Below are 19255 nucleotides of genomic sequence, written 5' to 3' on the forward strand. Positions count from 1 at the left end.
CAAGCAGATGACTCACAAGTACACCTTTACACTGGGAGCACGAACCTGGCACTTCAGGACCCTTGCAGACCTGTTGGCAAAGGCATCGCCGGCACGATCAGGTGACCGGCTCGCCGGTATCATGGCCGAGTCCGCGGAAGAGCGTGTGGTTGCCCAGATGCGCCTGGCAGAGCTGCCGCTCAGGGAGTTTCTCTCCGAGGCGCTGGTGCCTTATGAGCAGGATGAGGTCACGCGTCTGATACTGGATTCCCACGATCCAGTCGCATTCGCACCGGTAGCACACCTCACCGTGGGGGACTTTCGCAACTGGTTGCTGAGCGATCACGCAACGCCGGACTCTCTGGAAAAACTGCGCCCCGGGCTGACTCCGGAAATGGTCGCGGCCGTCAGCAAGTTGATGCGGAACCAGGATCTCATCCTGGTAGCGAAGAAATGCCAGGTGACAACGGCCTTCCGGAACACCATCGGCCTGCCCGGCCATCTCTCAACCCGCCTGCAGCCGAATCATCCGACTGACGACGTTTCCGGCATTGCCGCCAGCATCCTGGACGGTCTGCTTTACGGGAATGGCGATGCGGTCATCGGCATCAACCCGGCCACAGACAACGTCAGCCAGGCCATCAAACTGATGGGGCTGGTGGATGATGTTATCCGGAAATACGACATTCCCACCCAGTCCTGTGTGCTTACCCATGTCACCAACACCCTTGAAGCAATTGAGCAGGGCGCACCGGTGGACCTGGTGTTCCAGTCCATCGGGGGCACGGAGGCCACCAACCGCAGCTTTGGCTTCAATCTCTCGACACTGCAGGAGGCGCAGGAGGCGGCCCTGTCCCTGAAGCGGGGTACGGTCGGCAACAACGTGATGTACTTCGAGACGGGGCAGGGCAGCGCCTTGTCTGCAAACGCCCACAACGGCATCGACCAGCAGACCTGTGAGGCAAGGGCCTACGCCGTGGCACGGCGCTTCGATCCGCTGCTGGTCAATACGGTTGTTGGTTTTATCGGCCCGGAATACCTGTTTGACGGGAAGGAAATCATCCGCGCTGGCCTGGAGGATCACTTTTGCGGGAAGCTGCTCGGCCTGCCCATGGGGTGCGATATCTGTTACACCAACCATGCGGAAGCCGACCAGAACGATATGGACAACCTGCTTACCCTGCTGGGGGTCGCAGGCTGCACCTTCATAATGGGTATTCCCGGTTCCGACGACATCATGCTGAACTACCAGACCACCTCCTTCCACGACGCTCTTTACGCTCGCCGAGTCCTTGACCTGAAGGCTGCTCCCGAGTTCGAGGACTGGCTCGTTCGAATGCAGATTTTCGAGAACGCCTCACGGTACGAACCGAGCCGGCAGTTACCGGACCCGTTCAGGGCGCCATTGAAAGCGTTGACCCGGGAGGTAGGCGATGAGTGAAGAGAGGCCGCTTGTTACCGGAAATGTCTGGCGGGTACTGCGCCAGTTTACCGATGCCCGGATTGGCCTGGGCAGGGCTGGCATCAGCCTGCCTACGCACGAGCTCCTCAAGTTTCAGCTCGCCCATGCCCGGGCTAGGGATGCGGTTCACTTTCCACTGGATGTGAAGCGTCTGGTGGAAAACCTGAACGCATCACCAGCAGCCTTGCCGGGCGAATCCCCGCTGTTGCTGAAAAGCCAGGCGCAAGACAGGCTGACCTACCTTCAGCGGCCGGATCTGGGGCGGGAGTTGTCGCAAGAGTCGGTACAACAGCTTGCCAGACACCGGGTCCGCGATCAGAGCGAGCCCGTCGTGGCTATTGTGATTGTCGATGGACTGTCATCCTCCGCGATCCAGAACAGCGCGGAGCCCATGGTCACGCAGCTTCTCAGGGATCTGGGTGAAGACCCCGGGGATTGGCGACTGGCGCCCTTGAGCATTGTGGAGCAGGGGCGGGTGGCCATAGGTGACGAGATTGGCGAATGCCTGGGAGCCAGCGTGGTGGTTGTCCTGATCGGTGAGCGCCCGGGTCTCAGCTCACCCGATAGTCTGGGGATGTATCTTACCTGGGGGCCGGAGAGGGGTTTGAGCGACGCGCGCCGCAACTGCATCTCGAATGTGCGGCCAGGCGGCTTGAGTTTTGAGCAAGCAAGCCAACGACTTCGCCACCTGATGGAAGAGGCAAGACGACTCAGGATATCCGGAATCAGTCTCAAAGATCGAACGGATGAGGTTGTGATCGAGACAACGGCTAACAGCACGACTTTCCTGACCGACTGAAAACAGCAAAGCCCGGACCTTCCGGCCCGGGCTTTGTGTAGGGAATTCTGGTCGGGACGGTAGGATTTGAACCTACGACCCCTTGCACCCCATGCAAGTGCGCTACCAAGCTGCGCTACGCCCCGAAATGCTATTAGCCAAAGAAACTTGAGATGAATCTCAGTGGCTTAGCGGGAGCGAAGTCTACACCAGCGCCCGCAAAAAATAAACATCCTTTCTGCATTTCCCGGGGTATTTCTACTGCAGCTTGGTTTTCCGAAGTTCACGGATAAATTCCGGAGGATCAAAGCTGTATGCCGTGGCATCTGGCCAGTAAATGTCGAATACCCGCTCACCGGTCTTGCCTTTCAGAAGAGCGCCTGGTTCGAGGAACGGGTAGAGGTCCATGTAGGAGTGGATTTCCGTTCTGGAAGTGCGGCGGATGATGTGCTCCGGGCCCAGTTCTGATGGGTGCCTGAGGCCTGAGGCCGCGAGCAGGTTCATTAACGCGTCGAGGGTATTTCTGTGGTAGTTGTAAACCCGTTGGCTTTTGTTCCGAACATCGAGTTTTTCACTGCGTCTGGGATCCTGGGTGGCAACCCCGCTGGGACATTTTCCGGTGTGGCAGTTCAGAGCCTGGATGCAGCCCAATGAAAACATATATCCACGGGCCGCGTTGCACCAGTCGGCACCCATTGCCAGGGTTCTGGCGACGTTGAAGGCCGAGGTGATCTTGCCGGCTGCGCCTATGGCGATGTCCTCTCGCAGGTTAGTCCCAACCAGGGTGTTATGAACCAGCAGTAAGGCCTCTTTCATGGGGGTTCCCAGCCGGTTGATAAACTCAAGGGGAGCCGCCCCCGTGCCTCCTTCGCCGCCATCGACAACTATGAAGTCAGGTTTCTTCCCTGTTTCAAGCATTGCCTTGACGATGGCAAACCATTCCCAGGGGTGGCCTATGGCCAGTTTGAAACCCACTGGCTTGCCGCCTGACAGTTCACGTAGTCGTTCCAGGAACTCCAGTAGTTCAATGGGAGTCGAGAACGCTGAATGACTGGCGGGGGAGACCACATCTTCGCCGGGTTTGACGCCCCGTGCCTCGGCAATTTCAGTTGTGACTTTCTCTCCGGGAAGAATGCCGCCGTGGCCGGGTTTCGCACCTTGAGATAGTTTGACCTCTATCATTTTTACCTGGTCCGTTGTGGCATTCTGGGCAAACATGTCCTCATTGAACGTTCCATCTTTGTGGCGACACCCGAAGTAGCCGGAACCAATCTCCCACACCAGATCTCCTCCTGGTTCGCGGTGATAACGGGAGATGGAGCCTTCACCTGTATCGTGATAGAAACCGCCCATTTTCGCGCCGGTATTCAGGCTCAGAATGGCATTGGCGGAGAGCGAGCCGAAGCTCATGGCCGATATGTTGAACACGCTGGCGTTGTAAGGCTTGGCGCAGTGTTTTCCGATCACGATGCGAAAGTCCGAATCTGTAAGCGCTACTGGCATCAGCGAGTGATTAATCCACTCGAACTTCTCGTCATACATACTTAACTGGGAGCCGAAAGGGCGTTTGTCGAGAATGTTCTTGGCCCGTTGGTAGACGATGGTGCGCTGTTCCCGTGAAAAGGGACGTTCCTCGGTGTCTGACTGAATAAAGTATTGCCGTATTTCGGGGCCGATGGATTCGAGAAAGTACCGAAAGTGGGCAAGAATCGGATAATTGCGACTGACCGTGTGTTTGCGCTGAAACAGATCCCAGGTGCCAAGTGCGGTCAGCCCGCCGAATAAAAGAGGCAGCGCTATTGCCCAACCCTCCAGCAGAAAGCCAGCCAGCAAGGAAATCAGTAGACCTGCCACGCTCAGTATATAGACAGTGTAGCGAAAGGGGACGGTTCGAGTTTTTGCCATTGGATCCTCTGAGCGTTGAGCGACACTGTGGTGAAGTGCTAGCAGCATTTAACCGGGTCTTACGTGGTTCGGGGTGAAGTCGGTTCAGCTGACTTTCTCCGAATACCGGAATAGTGGTCTAAGATTGTTTTAAGGGCGTAGATATGCGCATCATAGGTGTTTTGAGTTCAAAGCAATAGTATGGCGAACTTGTAACGTTTGCATCCGAACAAAGCCAACTTACCTGGACAGGAGGCTCAAACGTGGGCGACGTTATAAAAGACGAATACTCAACGGATTACGTCGCAGGCCAGGATAATATTCAAAAGTATGGTCTTGACCTGCATGCGCCAGTTTTTCCTATTACGGCCGTACTGGTCCTAACTTTCGTTATAGGTACCCTGATCTTTCCATCGGAAGCCAAAGAAATTCTTGACGGCGCAAAATGGTGGATACTTGGTCAGTTTGATTGGTTTTTTCTGCTTAGCGCAAACATCATGGTGATTGTTGCTCTAGCGCTGATTTTTCTGCCAATAGGCAACATCCGCATTGGCGGTGTAGACGCCTCACCGGATTTTTCTACATTTTCATGGTTCGCAATGCTGTTTGCAGCCGGTATGGGTATCGGCCTGATGTTTTGGGCGGTGGCGGAACCGGTGGCCTATTACACCGGTTGGTACGAAACGCCTCTGGGGGTTGAGGCCAACACCCCAGAGGCTGCAAGGCTGGCCATGGGCGCCACCATGTACCACTGGGGTCTGCATCCTTGGGCAGTCTACTCGCTGGTCGCCCTTTCACTGGCATTTTTCGCCTACAACAAGGGTATGCCGCTGACCATTCGCTCCGCCTTCTTTCCCTTGCTTAAAGATCGGGTTTGGGGCTGGCCGGGCCACGTCATTGATACGATGGCTGTATTTGCAACGATTTTCGGGCTTGCCGCCTCGTTGGGTTTCGGCGCTCAGCAGGCCGCATCAGGGCTGGACTATCTGTTTGGGATCTCTGCCACTGTCAACATACAGATGGCCATTATCACCGGTGTGACGGCAGCAGCTCTGATCTCGGTTTTGCGGGGCCTTGATGGCGGCGTGAAAGTCCTCAGCAACATCAACATGGCATTGGCAGGCATTCTGATGTTCTTCATCATTTTTGCCGGCCCAACCATGACCATCATTGAGACGATCTGGGTTACGTCGTCCAGTTATGTGTCTAATAGCCTGGCATTAAGCAACCCGTTTGGGCGCGAGGACGAGACCTGGTTCCACGGCTGGACCGTCTTCTATTGGGCCTGGTGGATTTCCTGGTCGCCGTTCGTCGGTATGTTTATCGCTCGTGTGTCCCGCGGCCGCACGGTTCGTGAGTTTGTCACGGCGGTGTTGCTCGTTCCGACCATTATTACCGTGGTCTGGATGAGTGCATTCGGTGGCGCTGCCTTGGAGCAGGTGCAGGAGGGCATTGGCGCCCTGGCCGAGGATGGCCTGACCGACGTTTCTCTGGCTTCGTTCCAGATGCTCGCCAACCTGCCGCTCGTCGGGGCTACGTCGTTCGTTGGTATCATACTGGTATTGGTTTTCTTCATAACGTCGTCCGACTCCGGCTCGCTGGTTGTCGATAGCATTACCGCCGGTGGTAAAACCGATGCGCCGACTGCACAGCGCGTATTCTGGGTGGTAATGGAAGGTGCGATCGCCGCTGCGATGATATTTGGCGGTGGCGAGGACGCGCTCGGTGCGATTCAGGCGGTTGCGATATCGGCTGGTCTGCCATTCACTGCGATCTTGTTGGTGATGACCTGGGGGCTGCTGAAAGGCCTTACGCATGAGCGCAAACTGCTCCTGGCGGAGGGCAAGCTCTAAAAGCTTGAACTTGAAGAAGCAAAACTGGGTTTCACCCTGGAAGGCGCTATACTGCTGTATGTCCATGCAGTACGGTGTCTTCTTTCATGGAGAAACATTTTGTCAGAAGGATTGACCTGAAGGTTCCGGGGAAGTCGAGGGTAGCCAGTCTTTGATGTTTTGAACTCAAAGCAATAAGATGGCGAACTTTTAATATTCGTACCCGAATACTAAAAAGTTTTACTCAAACAGGAGGCTCAACACGTGGGCGACGCGGTAAAAGACGAATACTCAACGGATTACGTCGCAGGCCAGGATAATGTAACTCCTTTTGGCCTCGACCTGCATGCGCCGGTATTTCCGATAACGGCGGTACTGGTAGTAGCGTTCGTTATAGGTACGCTGATGTTCCCGGGAGAAGCGAAAGAGCTTCTTGATGGTGCGAAATGGTGGACAATTGCCCAATTTGACTGGTTCTTTCTGCTCAGTGCCAATATTTTTGTGGTGGTTTCTCTTGCTCTGATTTTTTTGCCAATGGGCAAAATCCGCATTGGCGGCATGGACGCCAAACCGGACTTCTCGACGATGTCCTGGTTTGCGATGCTGTTCGCGGCAGGCATGGGTATCGGCCTCATGTTCTGGGCCGTTGCGGAACCGGTAGCCTATTATACCGGTTGGTATGAAACGCCGTTGGGCGTTGAGGCCAATACCCCAGAGGCTGCAAGGCTGGCCATGGGCGCCACGATGTATCACTGGGGTCTGCATCCCTGGGCCATCTACGCAATTGTGGCATTGTCACTGGCATTCTTCGCTTACAACAAGAATATGCCTCTGACCATTCGCTCGGCCTTCTTCCCGTTGCTGAAAGACCGTGTGTGGGGCTGGCCCGGGCACATCATCGATACCCTGGCGGTGGTGGCGACGATTTTCGGTCTTGCCACCTCTCTCGGTTTTGGTGCCCAGCAGGCCGCAGCCGGGCTGGATTACCTGTTCGGAATTTCGTCCGGCATAAACGTACAGATGGCAATTATTACCGGCGTGACGGCCGCTGCCCTGATATCAGTACTGCGTGGCCTGGATGGCGGTGTGAAGCTTCTGAGTAACATCAACATGTCGCTGGCGGGAATCCTGCTGTTCTTCATCATTTTTGCCGGCCCAACCATGACCATCGTTGAAACGCTCTGGGTCACATCGTCCAGCTATGTGGGTAATGTGCTGCAGTTGAGCAATCCCTTCGGGCGTGAGGACGAAGCCTGGTTCCACGGATGGACGGTCTTCTACTGGGCCTGGTGGATCTCCTGGTCACCGTTCGTCGGCATGTTCATCGCACGGGTTTCCCGGGGCCGTACAGTTCGTGAGTTTGTCACCGCGGTACTGATTGTTCCGACCGTTATTACCGTCGTCTGGATGAGTGCGTTTGGTGGCTCTGCACTGGAGCAAATCCAGCAAGGCATTGGCGCACTGGCTGAAAACGGTCTGACAGAGGTTCCCCTGGCCTCGTTCCAGATGCTGGCCAACCTGCCATTCGTTGCGATCAGCTCCTTCGTGGGTATCGTGTTGGTGCTGGTCTTCTTCGTGACCTCTTCAGATTCCGGCTCGCTGGTTGTTGACAGCATTACCGCCGGTGGCAAAACCGATGCGCCGACCGCGCAGCGCGTGTTCTGGGTAGTTATGGAAGGTGCGATTGCCGCGGCCCTGATCTTCGGTGGCGGTGAGGATGCCCTGGGTGCCATTCAGGCAGTTGCGATAACCGCAGGTTTGCCCTTTACAGCGGTGCTGCTGGTGATGACCTGGGGTCTGCTCAAAGGCCTTAGCCATGAGCGTAAGTTGTTGCTTGCGGAAGGCAAGCTCTGATCATGGCGCAATAAAAAAACCGGGGTGAATCACCCCGGTTTTTTTATGCCTGAATTTCGCGGTTCAGATTTTCGCGGTGAAGGTTTCCATGGCGAAGGCAGCCCGGTCTTCCGGTGTGAAGTGAGGCTTGCGCAGGGCTTCAATCTGCCTGAGGCGTGGCAGAAGACCACGGCCATTGGCCATCTGGATAGCCAGTCCAGGGCGGGCATTCAACTCAAGTAGCAGTGGGCCTTCGTTCACATCAACCACCAGATCAACCCCCATATAGCCCAGTCCGGTTGCTTCATAGCACCTTGAGGCCATTACCAGCATTTCCTGCCAGCCATCGATGGCGATGTTGTCCAGTGCCAGGCCCGTATCCGGGTGTAAAGTGATAGGACGGTTGAATTGCACCGCATTCAGGCTGCGGCCATTGGCAATGTTCAGCCCAACCCCGACAGCCCCCTGATGCAGGTTGGCCTTGCCATCAGAGGCCGTGGTGGCCAGCCTTAGCATCGCCATTACCGGATAACCCTGAAATATCACAATACGGATATCCGGTACGCCCTGGAAAGAGTATCTGGCCAGTTCCGGAATGGATTCCACCAGATTTTCAACGATTGCAACGTCCGGCGTCCCGGCCAGTGAATAGAGGCCCGCAAGAATGTTGGAGAGGTGCCGCTCGAGGTAGGCCACCGATACCCGGGCACCGGAGGCTTTGACGTATTCGTCGCCATCGCGCCCGGTTATTACGGTAATGCCCTTGCCACCGGAACCCTTGGCGGGCTTTATGGCGAACCCCTCGAGATCTTCCGCCATTTGTCGGAAACGGGAAATTTCGTGCTGCTGGCGTACAACCTGAAGCAGCCTGGGTGTGCGGACATCATACTCGGCCACCACCAGCTTGGTTTTAAGCTTGTTATCCACCAGCGGATAGGACATGCGGCTGTTGTACCGGGAAATGTAGTCCACATTGCGCCGGTTCATGTTCAGCATTCCCAGCTGATTGAGCTTGAAGGGCGAAATCCAGCCCATCAGTCGTAGGCCTTCATGGGGTGAAATCGACGGAGCTCAGACAACTTGTAACCTGTGTATTGTCCCATCAGCAGGATCAGCCCCAGCACCACAAGGTGCAATTCCGGGAAATTAAACGTCAGATGTTCTGCCAGGGGAGCACTCATCAACAGGAAAGCGCACACCGCCACAAACAGGCTGCCTGCACCCTGCACAAAGACCTCGCGGCCGCCTTCTTCCTCCCAGAGTATGGACATGCGCTCGATGGTCCAGGCAATAATCACCATGGGAAAGAAGGTCACTGTCATGCCGGTATTAAAGCCCATCTGGTAGCCGACAATACTGAGTCCGGCGGTGATGAAAATCACCAGAATAATGAGTGCTGATATTCGGGACACCAGCAGCAGGTTCAGGCTGGAGAGATAGCCGCGCATCAGCAGGCCGATGGCCACCACAGATAAAAAAGCAATTAGCCCGGGGATCAGCGTCGTCTGCACGAATGCGACGGCGATCAGGATCGGCATGAAGGTGCCGGAGGTCTTTATGCCCACCACAATGCGCATGAAGGCAACAACAAGGGCCCCCAGCGGGAGCAGCAGAAGCATCCTGAACATACCCTGCTCTTCAATCGGGAGTTGGTACAGGCTGAGGAAGCCCAGGCCATTCTCGGCAGACTGGGACTGGGCCAGCTGCAATGCCGGTACCGTTTGCCGCAGCATGGAAAAACTCACTTCTGAGTCATCCCCGCCCACCAGGTCAAGCAGGGAGGTCGCAGCCTGTCGCCACAGCAGTACGTTTTCCGGCAGCCCCTGCTCGGCGGTGCGGGGATCGAAGGTCAGCCAGCTGCTGCCGTCGTAGATCTGCAGGAACGGGCGAAGTTGTTGCCTGCGCCGTGCGTCTTCGAGGGCAAGCCCGTCAGCAATGCGTGCGGGAATGCCGGCGTGGTTGAGCATCCGGTTAAGCAGGTCAATGTAGTTGTCGTTGGAAACCAGCAAGGTTGTATTCTGTGCACTGCTGTCCGGCTGGAGCAGCTTGATCAGTTCCCGGGTCATACTCTCCGGTGTGCTGGAGCGGGCAGCAGCCTGTTGAAGCAGCTCTTCCACAGCGGTTGCCTGGGGCTCTTCCCAGAAGACCGCTTCCGGTTTGGGCCGCCGCCTGGGGTTGCCCGTTCGAACTCGTTCGTCCGGTACCAATTGTACCTTGAAATACAGAGTCTGAGGCCCGTTGATGTCGCGCTTGGACCACTCTGCCCGGCGTTCACCGGAATCTTCCACAATGGAAAAGCCATAGCCCGGTGAGGCAGCCTGTTCGGAAATAATACGAAAGCCGGGGGGTTGATCCGGGATATTCATACTCGCAAGCACCGGATCACCGGTACCTGTAAAATCAATTCTCGCTTCTACCATCCACACCGGTTTTTGCTCGCCGGTAAACCAGGGAATGCCCAGCTCCACATGGCGCCAGACAGCGATCGAAATACCTGCCGCAATGAGCAGGAGAATGGCAAAATAAAAGGGCAAACGGGAGCGGGAAGTCAAGATTCATCCCCATTGGCTTCTGCGGGCACGGATTCCGGCAGTTCAGTGGCGAATTCCTTGCCGACATCAATCAGCATCACGTCTCTCAGAATATTGCGCCCGACCAGCACAGAATGGGACAGGTGTTCCCGGTTGGTCAGGGTGAACTCAGCCTGTTGCCGATGATTACCAATCATGAATTGTAATTCCACCACCACGCGTCTTTCTGACTCGTCTGTACTGGACTGTATGATTCTGACACGGCGGGAAATCTCCCGCTCAATAGTGACAAAATCATCGGTGTCCGGCACTGGCACGTCGAACCGAACCCAGTTATTACCGTCCCGTTCAAAACGGGTTATGTTCCTGGCATCCATTGACGAGGTTTCGGCGCCGCTGTCGATGCGGGCATCGTAAATCAGGCCGGGGCCGGCCAGGTAGAATTTTTCCACTTCGCCAACGATCACTTTGCCCTTGAGCCTGTCAGCGCGGCCATCATCGCTTTTATTCACTTCGCATGCGGGGACTTTGGGTGCCGGGGGACAGGCAGGCTTTTCCACCTGCTCTGTGATCGCTTGAAGAATGTTCTGGGTGGATTCCTCGTTAAGGCGGGTCAATGCCTGAAAGCGCTCGCTGGTGCGGTCCTCAAGGGTGATCAGGTGCTCGCTCTGGTTGACCACCGATGAGTTCAGGGCGTCGAGGTCTTCCTTTTCCACCATAAGGTAGCGATTCGCGGTACAACCGGAAACAAAAATAAGAAAAACCACGGCCGCCGCCCGCTTTCCATAATCTGAACGCATAAAAAACATCCGAAACCTCTGAACCCGCGGCTTGAATTCTCGAATTCCGGAATGCCGCAATGGAAGTCGTTGCCCTTAAGGGCAAGCTATCTTATTCACAGGACGGAAGTATACAACAACATGACAGTTGTGATGGTTTACAGATCATTAACGGCGGAATTATCTGTTTCAGGATGTCCGGGACAGGAAGTGGCTTTCGGCGAGCACTTCATCTGAACGGAGGTATTCCTGAACAATGGGGGAACAGTTGAGGTAAAAGAGCAGTAGCTCTCTTTGAACATCCTGATCCTGAATGCGGGAGGCAAAATGGATCAGGTCGCGAATGGACTCATTGCCGCGGTTCTGAAAGCTCTTGCCATAACGTCCCTTCAGGATGCTGGTCAGTCGCTCCAGATGAAACTCCCCGGTGTGGGTCATGTGAGGCAGTATACGGAACTCGCCACGATTGCTTTGCGACCTGCAGTTATCGTGCAGTTCCGGCCAACCGGCAGGGGACAATTCAGATCCCAGTTTTCTCCAGAGCTCTTTAAGCATGATGAATTCCTGTCCTTTATACTGCCCTGAGACCGCGGCGCCGGATGTAACCTATCCACTTTGACGGCAGACAACATCTGTCCTCCGTTTTAGATGATATTACGCACCGAGTCCAGAGGCGGATGCATCAGGTTGAAATTTTTGCCAAGCAGTCGATGACCGAATGTGTAACAACAAGTATCCGACGGGGTGACGCGTCAAAAGGTTCCGCTAATACGGTAAACTGTTGCTGCATTGTCATTGTCGAGTAACCAGTCAAGGAGATCAGGGTGCCTGAGGCCGTTGTAGCTGTTATGGAAGACCAGCCGGAAATCATGGTATTTGCGGCAGTGCTGGCCCTGGTTCTGTGTCTGTTGGCATTCCTTGTCGTAAAGGGGAACCGCGCTACCGAAAGCTGGCGCCAACGCGCCGCCTTACTGGATAACCAGGTTGCCGGGCTGGAGTCTGAAAGCCGGTCACGGTTGTCGCGCATTGAACAGCTGGAAGCTGAAAGAGCATCGCAACAACAGCGTGCCGATGAGCTTTCCAGGGATCTCAGTGATGCAAAGGTTGCCCTGAGAGAGCAGGAAGTCACGCTGGCTAAGGAGCGCCGTGCAACCACGGAAAAACTGGAGCTGCTGGAGCGCAATCGTGATTCCCTGAAACAGGAGTTCGAGAACCTTGCCAATCGAATCTTCGAACAGAAAAGCGAACGTTTCAGCCAGCAGACCCGCACCAGCATCGATACCCTGCTGAACCCGTTCCGGGATCAACTGCAGGATTTCCGCAAGCGGGTCGAAGATGTCTACACCAGCGAAACCCGTGATCGCCAGGCCCTGAGAAGCGAGATCAAGTCTCTACAGGAGCTGAATCGCCAGATCACCGAAGAGGCCTCCAATCTCACAAAGGCGCTCAAGGGCGACAAGAAAATCCAGGGCAACTGGGGCGAACTGATTCTTGAGCGGGTGCTGGAACGCTCCGGTTTGCGCAAGGGCATCGAGTACGAAACCCAGGGCAGTTACCGCGACAGCGACAACCAGCTGTTACGGCCGGATGTGATCGTTCATCTGCCGGACCAGCGCAACCTGGTGGTGGACTCCAAGGTATCCCTGCTGGCCTATCAGCAATGGGCAACCGAGGAAGATGAAGCCGCCAGGGACGAAGCGCTGAAGCAGCACGTTGAAGCCGTGCGCAACCACATTCGCACATTGAGCGAGAAGGACTACAGCCAGCTTCACGGCTTGCACTCGCCGGACTTCGTGTTCCTGTTCATGCCCATAGAGCCGGCCTTTGTGGCCGCTTTTCAGCAGGACGAGAACCTATTCGCAGAAGCATTTGAGCGAAAGATTATTGTGGTTACACCAACCACCTTATTAGCCACATTGCGCACCATCGAGAACATCTGGCGATACGAACGCCAGAGCCAGAACGCGCGGCGCATCGCAGACCGGGCCAGCGCGGTTTACGACAAGCTTCGGATATTTGTGGAGGCCATGGAAAAGCTCGGCAGCCAGTTGCACACTGCCCAGGGCACCTATGACTCGGCGATGAACACCCTGACCCGTGGCCGGGGGAATCTGATCTCCCAGGCCAATCGCTTTGTTGAGCTGGGCGTTCGTGTTAAAAAAGAACTTCCGAAAGCGATTATGGACCAGGCAGAAGTGGATGCCGAAGAAGATGCCGCCCGAGAAAACGAACAGGAGTAGATAAAATGGTGAAGATAACCCGAATCGGGCGCAGTTCAGTTTGCGGCCTTGTGTTGGCATCGCTGCTGATGACCACCGGACAGGCATACGCGCTGGAACCAGAACACGAAATCCGCCGCTTGATGTTGGCCACCGAAGAGGCTGTCACCGGTGAAAACTGGGGCGAAGCCGGGGAATACCTGAACCGTCTTCAACAACTGGAAGGTGAGAAACCTGCAGACTATTTCTATTTTCGTGGCCGGGTGATGATGGAGTCCGGCCATTTCAATGAGTCGCGAGCGGCATTGGAAAAATACGTCAGCCAGGCTGGTGCCGAAGGCGAGCACTACAACGACGCACTCAAACTGATCACCAGCGTTGAGAAAGCCCGCAAGAAAGAGGGCGCCCTGGCCAGTAAGAACAGTCAGAGCCAGAATGAACCCGTTGCGATTATCGAGCCGGCGGGCGATGAATCGCTGGCGAAACTGAAGCAGCTGTATCTGGCGGAATCGGACGCGCAGGCCCTGGTTATTCACGCCAACACCCTTCTCGAAGGCGCTGGATGGCGGTCAGACCAGCGCATCGTAAGGCTCGATCAGCCGGCGGACATTTCCTACAAGGTCGACCGGCAAAACGACGAGATCAGTATTCAGGAGTCCCGTCGCGAGGACAACGGCCGGGTGGTGAAATCCACCGAGTCTCTGGGTGTATTCGGCGTTAATCCTCAGATCGAGTGGAATTGCGAAAGCGCCACCGCCAGTTGCTGGATCTACGACCCGCGGGATGGTTCCCGGTTGATGAAATTGAGCCAGAATCGCGAACGGGCAGAAGAAATCGCCCGCACGCTTGGGCGCCTCATAAAGACCATGCAGGGCGTTGGTCAGCCCCGCAGCTGACCCCGTTCGCCCTCGCGGTAAGCCCCGGGGGTGACGCCTGTCCATTTCTTGAAGGCCCTATGGAAAGTGGAAGGTTCGGTAAAGCCTACGCGGAATGCGATGTCGTTGATGGGCAAATCCGGCCGTGACAGGTAGTAGATCGCCATATCCCGCCTGAGCAGATCCTTGATCTCCTGAAACGACGTGTTTTCCTGCTTCAGCCGCCGCCTCAGGGTCTGGGGGCTGGTATGGAGCTCGGCGGCAATCCACTCGAAATCCGGCAGGGAACGGGTAAAATCCCTACCGATAAGCGCGCGGATGCGGCCAGAGAAGGTGTTGCTCTCATCCGGGCGCGACAGCAGATCCGCCGGTGAGGTTTTCAGGAACTGGCGCATTTCAGGTTTGTCGCGAATCACCGGCGCCTGCAGAAAACGCTTGTCGAAGGTCAGCGCGGTCTCGTTGGCCCCAAACGACAGCGGGCAATGAAAGATGTGCCGGTACTCGTCGCCATGGGGCGGTCGGGGGTAGCTGAACTCTGCCTTGAGCAACTCCACCGGCTGCCCGATCAGCCAACTGCCAAGCCGATGCCAGATCACCAGAATGCTTTCCCGCAAAAAGTACATCGGGTCGTCTATATCACCTTCTATCACCGTTACCAGCCGCGCAGCATTGTCATCAACTTCCAGCCTCATGGCCACCATGGGCTCGAAAAGCCGGGAGAACTCGAACGCCTGGCGATAAACCGCATCAAGGTTGGGGCAGTCGATCACCAGGGCACACATGGTGGCAAAAGTGCCGGTACGGCAGCGCCTCGGGCCCAGCCCCATGAACTCATCTTCCATCACGTTCCACGTGGCCTGCATCAGCCGGCTGTACTGGGTACTGCTGACCCTGGCCATTTCGATCTTCAGCAAATCCGGTGAAATACCGGCTTCTTTGAGTATCTCGCGAGTATCCAGGCCGGCCTTCTCGGCGCCAGTCAGAGCGGCCTCTACGAAGTGCCTGGAAACAGTGAGTTCCGACATGTCATCCTTTATCCTTATTTGAATGAAGCCCATCATAAAACCCCCCGGGTACAATGCAACCATTGCGCCGGGTTCAACAAGAAAGGAGTAATACATGCCAGGCCCACTTACCCAACTCAAAGTTCTGGATTTCAGCACGCTGCTGCCTGGCCCCTACGCCACCATGCTGCTGGCGGATATGGGCGCCGATGTATTACGGGTGGAAGCCCCGGGCCGCCTGGACCTGACCCGCGTGATGCCCCCGCTGGAAGACGGCGTTAGTACGGCCCACACCTTCCTCAACCGTGGCAAGCGTTCTCTGGGGCTGGACCTGAAGAAAGAGGGCAGTGCGGACGTAATCAAGCGCCTGGTCAAGGACTACGACGTTGTAATCGAACAGTTCCGCCCGGGCGTGATGGACAGGCTGGGCATCGGTTACGACACCCTGAAAGCTATCAATCCCAACCTTATCTACTGTGCCATCACCGGCTATGGCCAGACCGGCCCGTATAAAGACCGTGCCGGACACGACATCAACTACCTGTCCCTGGCCGGTGTGTCCAGCCACTGTGGCCGCAAGGAGACCGGGCCGCCACCATTGGGTATCCAAGTGGCGGATGTGGCGGGCGGCTCCCACCACGCGGTGATGGGCATCCTGGCGGCGGTGATTCACCGGCAGCAAACCGGGGAAGGGCAGTACATTGACATCAGCATGACCGATGCCGCATTTGCACTGAATGCCATGGCCGGGGCTGCCTGCCTGGCTGGAGGACAGGAACAGAAGCCCGAGAGCTCTTTGCTCAATGGCGGTGCTTTTTACGATTACTACCGGACCAGCGATGGCAGGTGGCTTTCTGTTGGGAGCCTGGAGCCCCAGTTTTCCAGCCGTCTTTGCGAAGCTCTCGGGCTGACTGAACTGAAGAGCCTTGCTGTCAGCCAGAACCCAGACCAACAGAAAACCCTTAAGGCAGCTCTGAGTGAAAGGATCGCAGAGGAGTCACTGTCACACTGGCAGGCGGTGTTTGCCAACGCTGATGCGTGCGTGGAGCCTGTTCTCACGATTTCCGAGGCGGCCGAACATCCCCAATTACAGGCAAGGAATATGGTTGTCGGGGTGGACCGTGGTGACGGCACCCTGCAAAAACAGATCGGGTTTCCGATCAAATTCGAGAAAACGAAGCCTGAGGCAGGCTGGATTGGCAAGAAACTGGGTGCAGATAACGACGACTATCTCTAATGCCTCTTGCGCCAAAGCTGTTCAGAATTTCTGGTCTAACGTGGGGGCTCTGCTACCATTTATTAATGTGACTGATAATGGTACAGCCGTAAAAAGTATAAGGATGACGCTATGAAGATCAGGAAGATGTCTGAACGAGCTGGCTTTGGCCGGTCCTTTGGTCTTGTATTGTTGCTGGCCGGAAGTACAGGGCTGACAGGGTGCTTCGAGCCCAAGCTTTTTCCGGTAGACGGAGAGCTTGAGGCCAACATACGCCGCACTACCGGCGGGGTTCCCCACATCACTGCGGATAACCTGGCATCTGCTGCCTACGGGCATGGCTATGCCCAGGCGCAGGATAATGTGTGCCTGTTGGCCGAAGCCATTGTCAAAGCAAGAAGTGAACGCGCCAAGTATTTTGGTCCGGGGCCCAGCACCCAGATTGGAGTAGGGCTGAACATCATCAATGACTTCAGCTATAAGGCTCAGGACATATACAGTGGTGCCGAACAGGAATATGGGGCGCTCAGCGCCGAAAGCCGGGCGTTAACCTACGGTTTTACAGAGGGCTACAACCGATACGTGAGAGAAACCGATCCCGGCGACCTCCCGGTTGAATGCCGGGACCAACCGTGGGTTACCGAGATTACACCCGTGGATTTGCTGGCGCACTATCGTTTAGTTGGGCAATACGCTAGCGGAGCCCAGTTCGCGACGGGTGCTGTCTTTCTTGCGGTGCCTCCGGGCGTGAGTCCGGCCCCTGAGGTTGCTACCTCCGTGACGGATTCAGAAGCCATCGAAAAACTGAGACACCGCGTGGTGGCAACAGCTCAGGCTGGCGCCCGCTCGATTGAAAACCTCGGCGATATGGGGCTTGCCAGCAACGCCTGGGGCATCGGCAAGGCCATGACGGAACAGGGGCGAGGTGCGCTTTTGGCCAATCCGCATTTCCCTTACACGGGCCACCGGCGGCTGTATGAAGTCCAGATGACGGTCCCCGGCTACGTGAATGTCCATGGGGCAGGCCTTCTTGGCACTGCCATCCCACTGATCAGCTTCAACAAGAATCTTGCCTGGTCACACACCGTTACTACGAGCCGTCGTTTCACCTGGTATGAGCTTGAGTTGAAATCAGGGGATAACCTGACATACGTAAAGGACGGGGTGGAAAAGAATGTACGTGTGGAAACCCTTCAGGTAGAAGTGGATATGGGCATGAGTGAGCCTGTTATTCTCGAACGGGATTTCTACTTCTCCGAGTACGGTCCTATGATTGCCGCCAACGCTGTGGACAGCAATCTACCTGCATGGGGCGGGGCTGGCGTTCTGAATCAGGGTAGTCCCGTCGCGATAACATACAGGGACGCAAACGCCAACACTGGTGATCTGCTGGATACCTGGCTGAACATGAGTCGGGCCAAGAATCTCAAAAAATTCCAGAATGCGTTCCGGAATTGCGGCACCACCCTCTGGACCAATACTACTTACGCAGACGATAAGGGTAACGCCTTCTATATAGACAGCAGTTCGGTGCCGAATCTGTCTGAAGAGGCCATTGCGCTTGTGAATTTGCGAAGGGCCGGCAGCCCGGCTTATGCCGCCTTGTTTGATGGAGGTGTCACCTTGCTGGATGGCAGCAGTTCGACTGAGGACTGGATCGAAAGCGAATGTGGGCCGCTGGTTCCGTACGATCAGAAACCCAAGCTGGTGCGTTCGGACTGGGTCCAGAACTCCAACAGCAGTTACTGGTCCACTAACCCCTCCGAGTTCCTGACCGGTTTTTCCCCGCTTTTCGGTGGCGAGGAAGCGCCGATCAACGCCCGTACCCGCTTGGGTATCAAAATGCTTCAGAACCCGATGGAACCAGGCTTTCCAAGCGCCCCCCTGCCGGCCGGCCAGGACGGAAAGTTCAGCGCTCAAGAACTGATTGGCGTCATCTGGAACAATCGCGCCTGGTACGCAGAGCAGTTTCTGCCAGAGTTGCTGGAGCGGTGTGACGCTATTGGCTCCACAACCGTTAATGGCCTTGATCTGTCGCCCTGGTGCCAGGCTTTAGGCAACTGGGATGGGCTATACAACCTCGACAGTGTTGGCGCTCACGTTTTTCGGGTCTTCATGGCCAACTACATAAACGATCTGGGCACCGACCTGACAACGCCTTTCAGTCCGGAAGATCCCGTGGGCACGCCGGCTGATCCTTCCGAGGATAATGCAGGTACAACCAGCGATACGATGCTGCAGGCCCTTGCCAGTGGCGTAGGCGCTCTGCAATCGCAGGGTATCGCTCCCACAGACGCGTTGGGTGATCTTCAATACTACCGGCCATCCGGTGGGGTGGTACCTGGAACTGGCGGAATGCCGGTCTTTCAGACCCAGCCAATTCCCTGGCATGGTGGTGATGGTGGTATCGATGGTGCTTTCAACGCAGTCGGGGTCGCTACTGACGAGTTTGCCGAGGATACCCTCTTCCCGCGGATTGCGCCGGAGGTGATTGATAACACTGCGGGTTTGTCTGATGGGTCCGGGGGCGTAAACGGGTGGTTAATGGCGCGGGGCACCAGTTGGCACTTCGGGTTGGAGTTTACCAACAACGGCCCGGAAGCCTATGGGCTTGTCAGCTACTCCCAGTCAACGGATGCCATGTCACCCTTTTTCAGTGACCAGAGCATCCAGTACTCCAATAAGGAATACCGTCAGATCCTGTTTTCGGAGCGGGATATAGAGGCAAACCTGTTACCCCAGGGCGAGACGGTTATTTCGCAGTAGTCTGCAGAAGGAGGGTAGATAGTCCGGTGCCATCTTCGGGTAAAAGGCCGGCGATCCAGAGGGTCGCCGGCCTTTTCTGTGTTTGGGTACTGGCGGC

The 19255-nt window shown here is 56.1% G+C and carries 14 protein-coding genes and 1 tRNA gene; 8 read left to right on the forward strand and 7 right to left on the reverse strand.

The window, feature by feature from the left end; translation table 11 throughout:
* Positions 1 to 7 precede the first annotated feature (7 nt).
* On the forward strand, positions 8 to 1420 hold the full coding sequence (locus FDP08_RS18580; protein WP_137437769.1) for an ethanolamine ammonia-lyase subunit EutB: 1413 nt from the start codon (positions 8 to 10) through the stop codon (positions 1418 to 1420).
* Positions 1413 to 2240 carry an ethanolamine ammonia-lyase subunit EutC gene (gene eutC, locus FDP08_RS18585; protein WP_137437770.1) on the forward strand — a complete coding sequence of 276 codons (828 nt, stop codon included), beginning with the start codon at positions 1413 to 1415 and terminating at the stop codon, positions 2238 to 2240. The genes FDP08_RS18580 and eutC overlap by 8 nt, the downstream gene beginning before the upstream one ends.
* A 48-nt stretch (positions 2241 to 2288) precedes the next feature.
* Here the strand turns inward: eutC and FDP08_RS18590 are convergent.
* Both FDP08_RS18590 and FDP08_RS18595 read right to left on the reverse strand, forming a co-directional pair.
* Positions 2289 to 2365: transfer RNA gene (locus tag FDP08_RS18590), tRNA-Pro, on the reverse strand.
* Between the two features lie 112 nt (positions 2366 to 2477).
* The gene (locus FDP08_RS18595; RefSeq protein ID WP_137437771.1) at positions 2478 to 4124 is read right to left on the reverse strand and encodes an FMN-binding glutamate synthase family protein; all 1647 of its coding nucleotides are present in this window, start codon (positions 4122 to 4124) and stop codon (positions 2478 to 2480) included.
* A gap of 242 nt (positions 4125 to 4366) precedes the next feature.
* On the opposite strand from FDP08_RS18595, the gene FDP08_RS18600 reads away from it, so the two are divergent.
* On the forward strand, positions 4367 to 5956 hold the full coding sequence (locus FDP08_RS18600; protein ID WP_137437772.1) for a BCCT family transporter: 1590 nt from the start codon (positions 4367 to 4369) through the stop codon (positions 5954 to 5956).
* 243 nt (positions 5957 to 6199) lie between these two features.
* Entirely contained in the window at positions 6200 to 7789 is a 1590-nt protein-coding gene (locus tag FDP08_RS18605; RefSeq protein ID WP_137437773.1) for a BCCT family transporter, read from the forward strand.
* Between the two features lie 63 nt (positions 7790 to 7852).
* Here the strand turns inward: FDP08_RS18605 and FDP08_RS18610 are convergent, their stop codons facing one another.
* The 4 genes from FDP08_RS18610 to FDP08_RS18625 all read right to left on the reverse strand — a co-directional run bounded on the left by FDP08_RS18610 (position 7853) and on the right by FDP08_RS18625 (position 11633).
* Positions 7853 to 8803: an alpha-L-glutamate ligase-like protein gene (locus FDP08_RS18610; protein WP_137437774.1), complete on the reverse strand. Its 951-nt coding sequence runs from the start codon at positions 8801 to 8803 to the stop codon at positions 7853 to 7855.
* Positions 8803 to 10320, reverse strand: coding sequence for an inactive transglutaminase family protein (locus tag FDP08_RS18615; RefSeq protein ID WP_137437775.1), 1518 nt, complete (start codon positions 10318 to 10320; stop codon positions 8803 to 8805). The genes FDP08_RS18610 and FDP08_RS18615 overlap by 1 nt, the downstream gene beginning before the upstream one ends.
* Positions 10317 to 11099, reverse strand: a complete 783-nt coding sequence (locus FDP08_RS18620) for an ATP-dependent zinc protease family protein (RefSeq protein WP_228263387.1) — start codon at positions 11097 to 11099, stop codon at positions 10317 to 10319. Before FDP08_RS18620 ends, FDP08_RS18615 begins: the two co-directional genes overlap by 4 nt.
* Before the next feature lie 168 nt (positions 11100 to 11267).
* Positions 11268 to 11633 carry a hypothetical protein gene (locus FDP08_RS18625; RefSeq protein ID WP_137437777.1) on the reverse strand — a complete coding sequence of 122 codons (366 nt, stop codon included), beginning with the start codon at positions 11631 to 11633 and terminating at the stop codon, positions 11268 to 11270.
* Between the two features lie 269 nt (positions 11634 to 11902).
* Between FDP08_RS18625 and FDP08_RS18630 the strand changes: the two genes are divergently transcribed.
* Both FDP08_RS18630 and FDP08_RS18635 read left to right on the forward strand, forming a co-directional pair.
* Entirely contained in the window at positions 11903 to 13318 is a 1416-nt protein-coding gene (locus FDP08_RS18630) for a DNA recombination protein RmuC (RefSeq protein ID WP_228263388.1), read from the forward strand.
* Positions 13319 to 13323: 5 nt separating this feature from the next.
* A complete protein-coding gene (locus tag FDP08_RS18635; RefSeq protein ID WP_137437778.1) occupies positions 13324 to 14193 on the forward strand; it encodes a hypothetical protein in 870 nt (289 codons plus the stop codon).
* On the opposite strand, the gene FDP08_RS18640 is transcribed toward FDP08_RS18635, so the two are convergent.
* Entirely contained in the window at positions 14178 to 15197 is a 1020-nt protein-coding gene (locus tag FDP08_RS18640; RefSeq protein ID WP_137437779.1) for an AraC family transcriptional regulator, read from the reverse strand. The two genes, FDP08_RS18635 and FDP08_RS18640, sit on opposite strands and share 16 nt — an antisense overlap.
* 94 nt (positions 15198 to 15291) lie before the next feature.
* Here FDP08_RS18640 and FDP08_RS18645 point away from each other — a divergent pair, with 94 nt between their 5' ends.
* Together FDP08_RS18645 and FDP08_RS18650 are read left to right on the forward strand one after the other, a co-directional pair.
* Positions 15292 to 16413, forward strand: coding sequence for a CaiB/BaiF CoA transferase family protein (locus tag FDP08_RS18645; RefSeq protein ID WP_137437780.1), 1122 nt, complete (start codon positions 15292 to 15294; stop codon positions 16411 to 16413).
* 111 nt (positions 16414 to 16524) lie between these two features.
* A complete protein-coding gene (locus FDP08_RS18650; RefSeq protein ID WP_228263389.1) occupies positions 16525 to 19158 on the forward strand; it encodes a penicillin acylase family protein in 2634 nt (877 codons plus the stop codon).
* The last annotated feature ends 97 nt before the right edge of the window (positions 19159 to 19255 follow it).

The organism is Marinobacter panjinensis (assembly GCF_005298175.1).
Classification (GTDB): domain Bacteria; phylum Pseudomonadota; class Gammaproteobacteria; order Pseudomonadales; family Oleiphilaceae; genus Marinobacter; species Marinobacter panjinensis.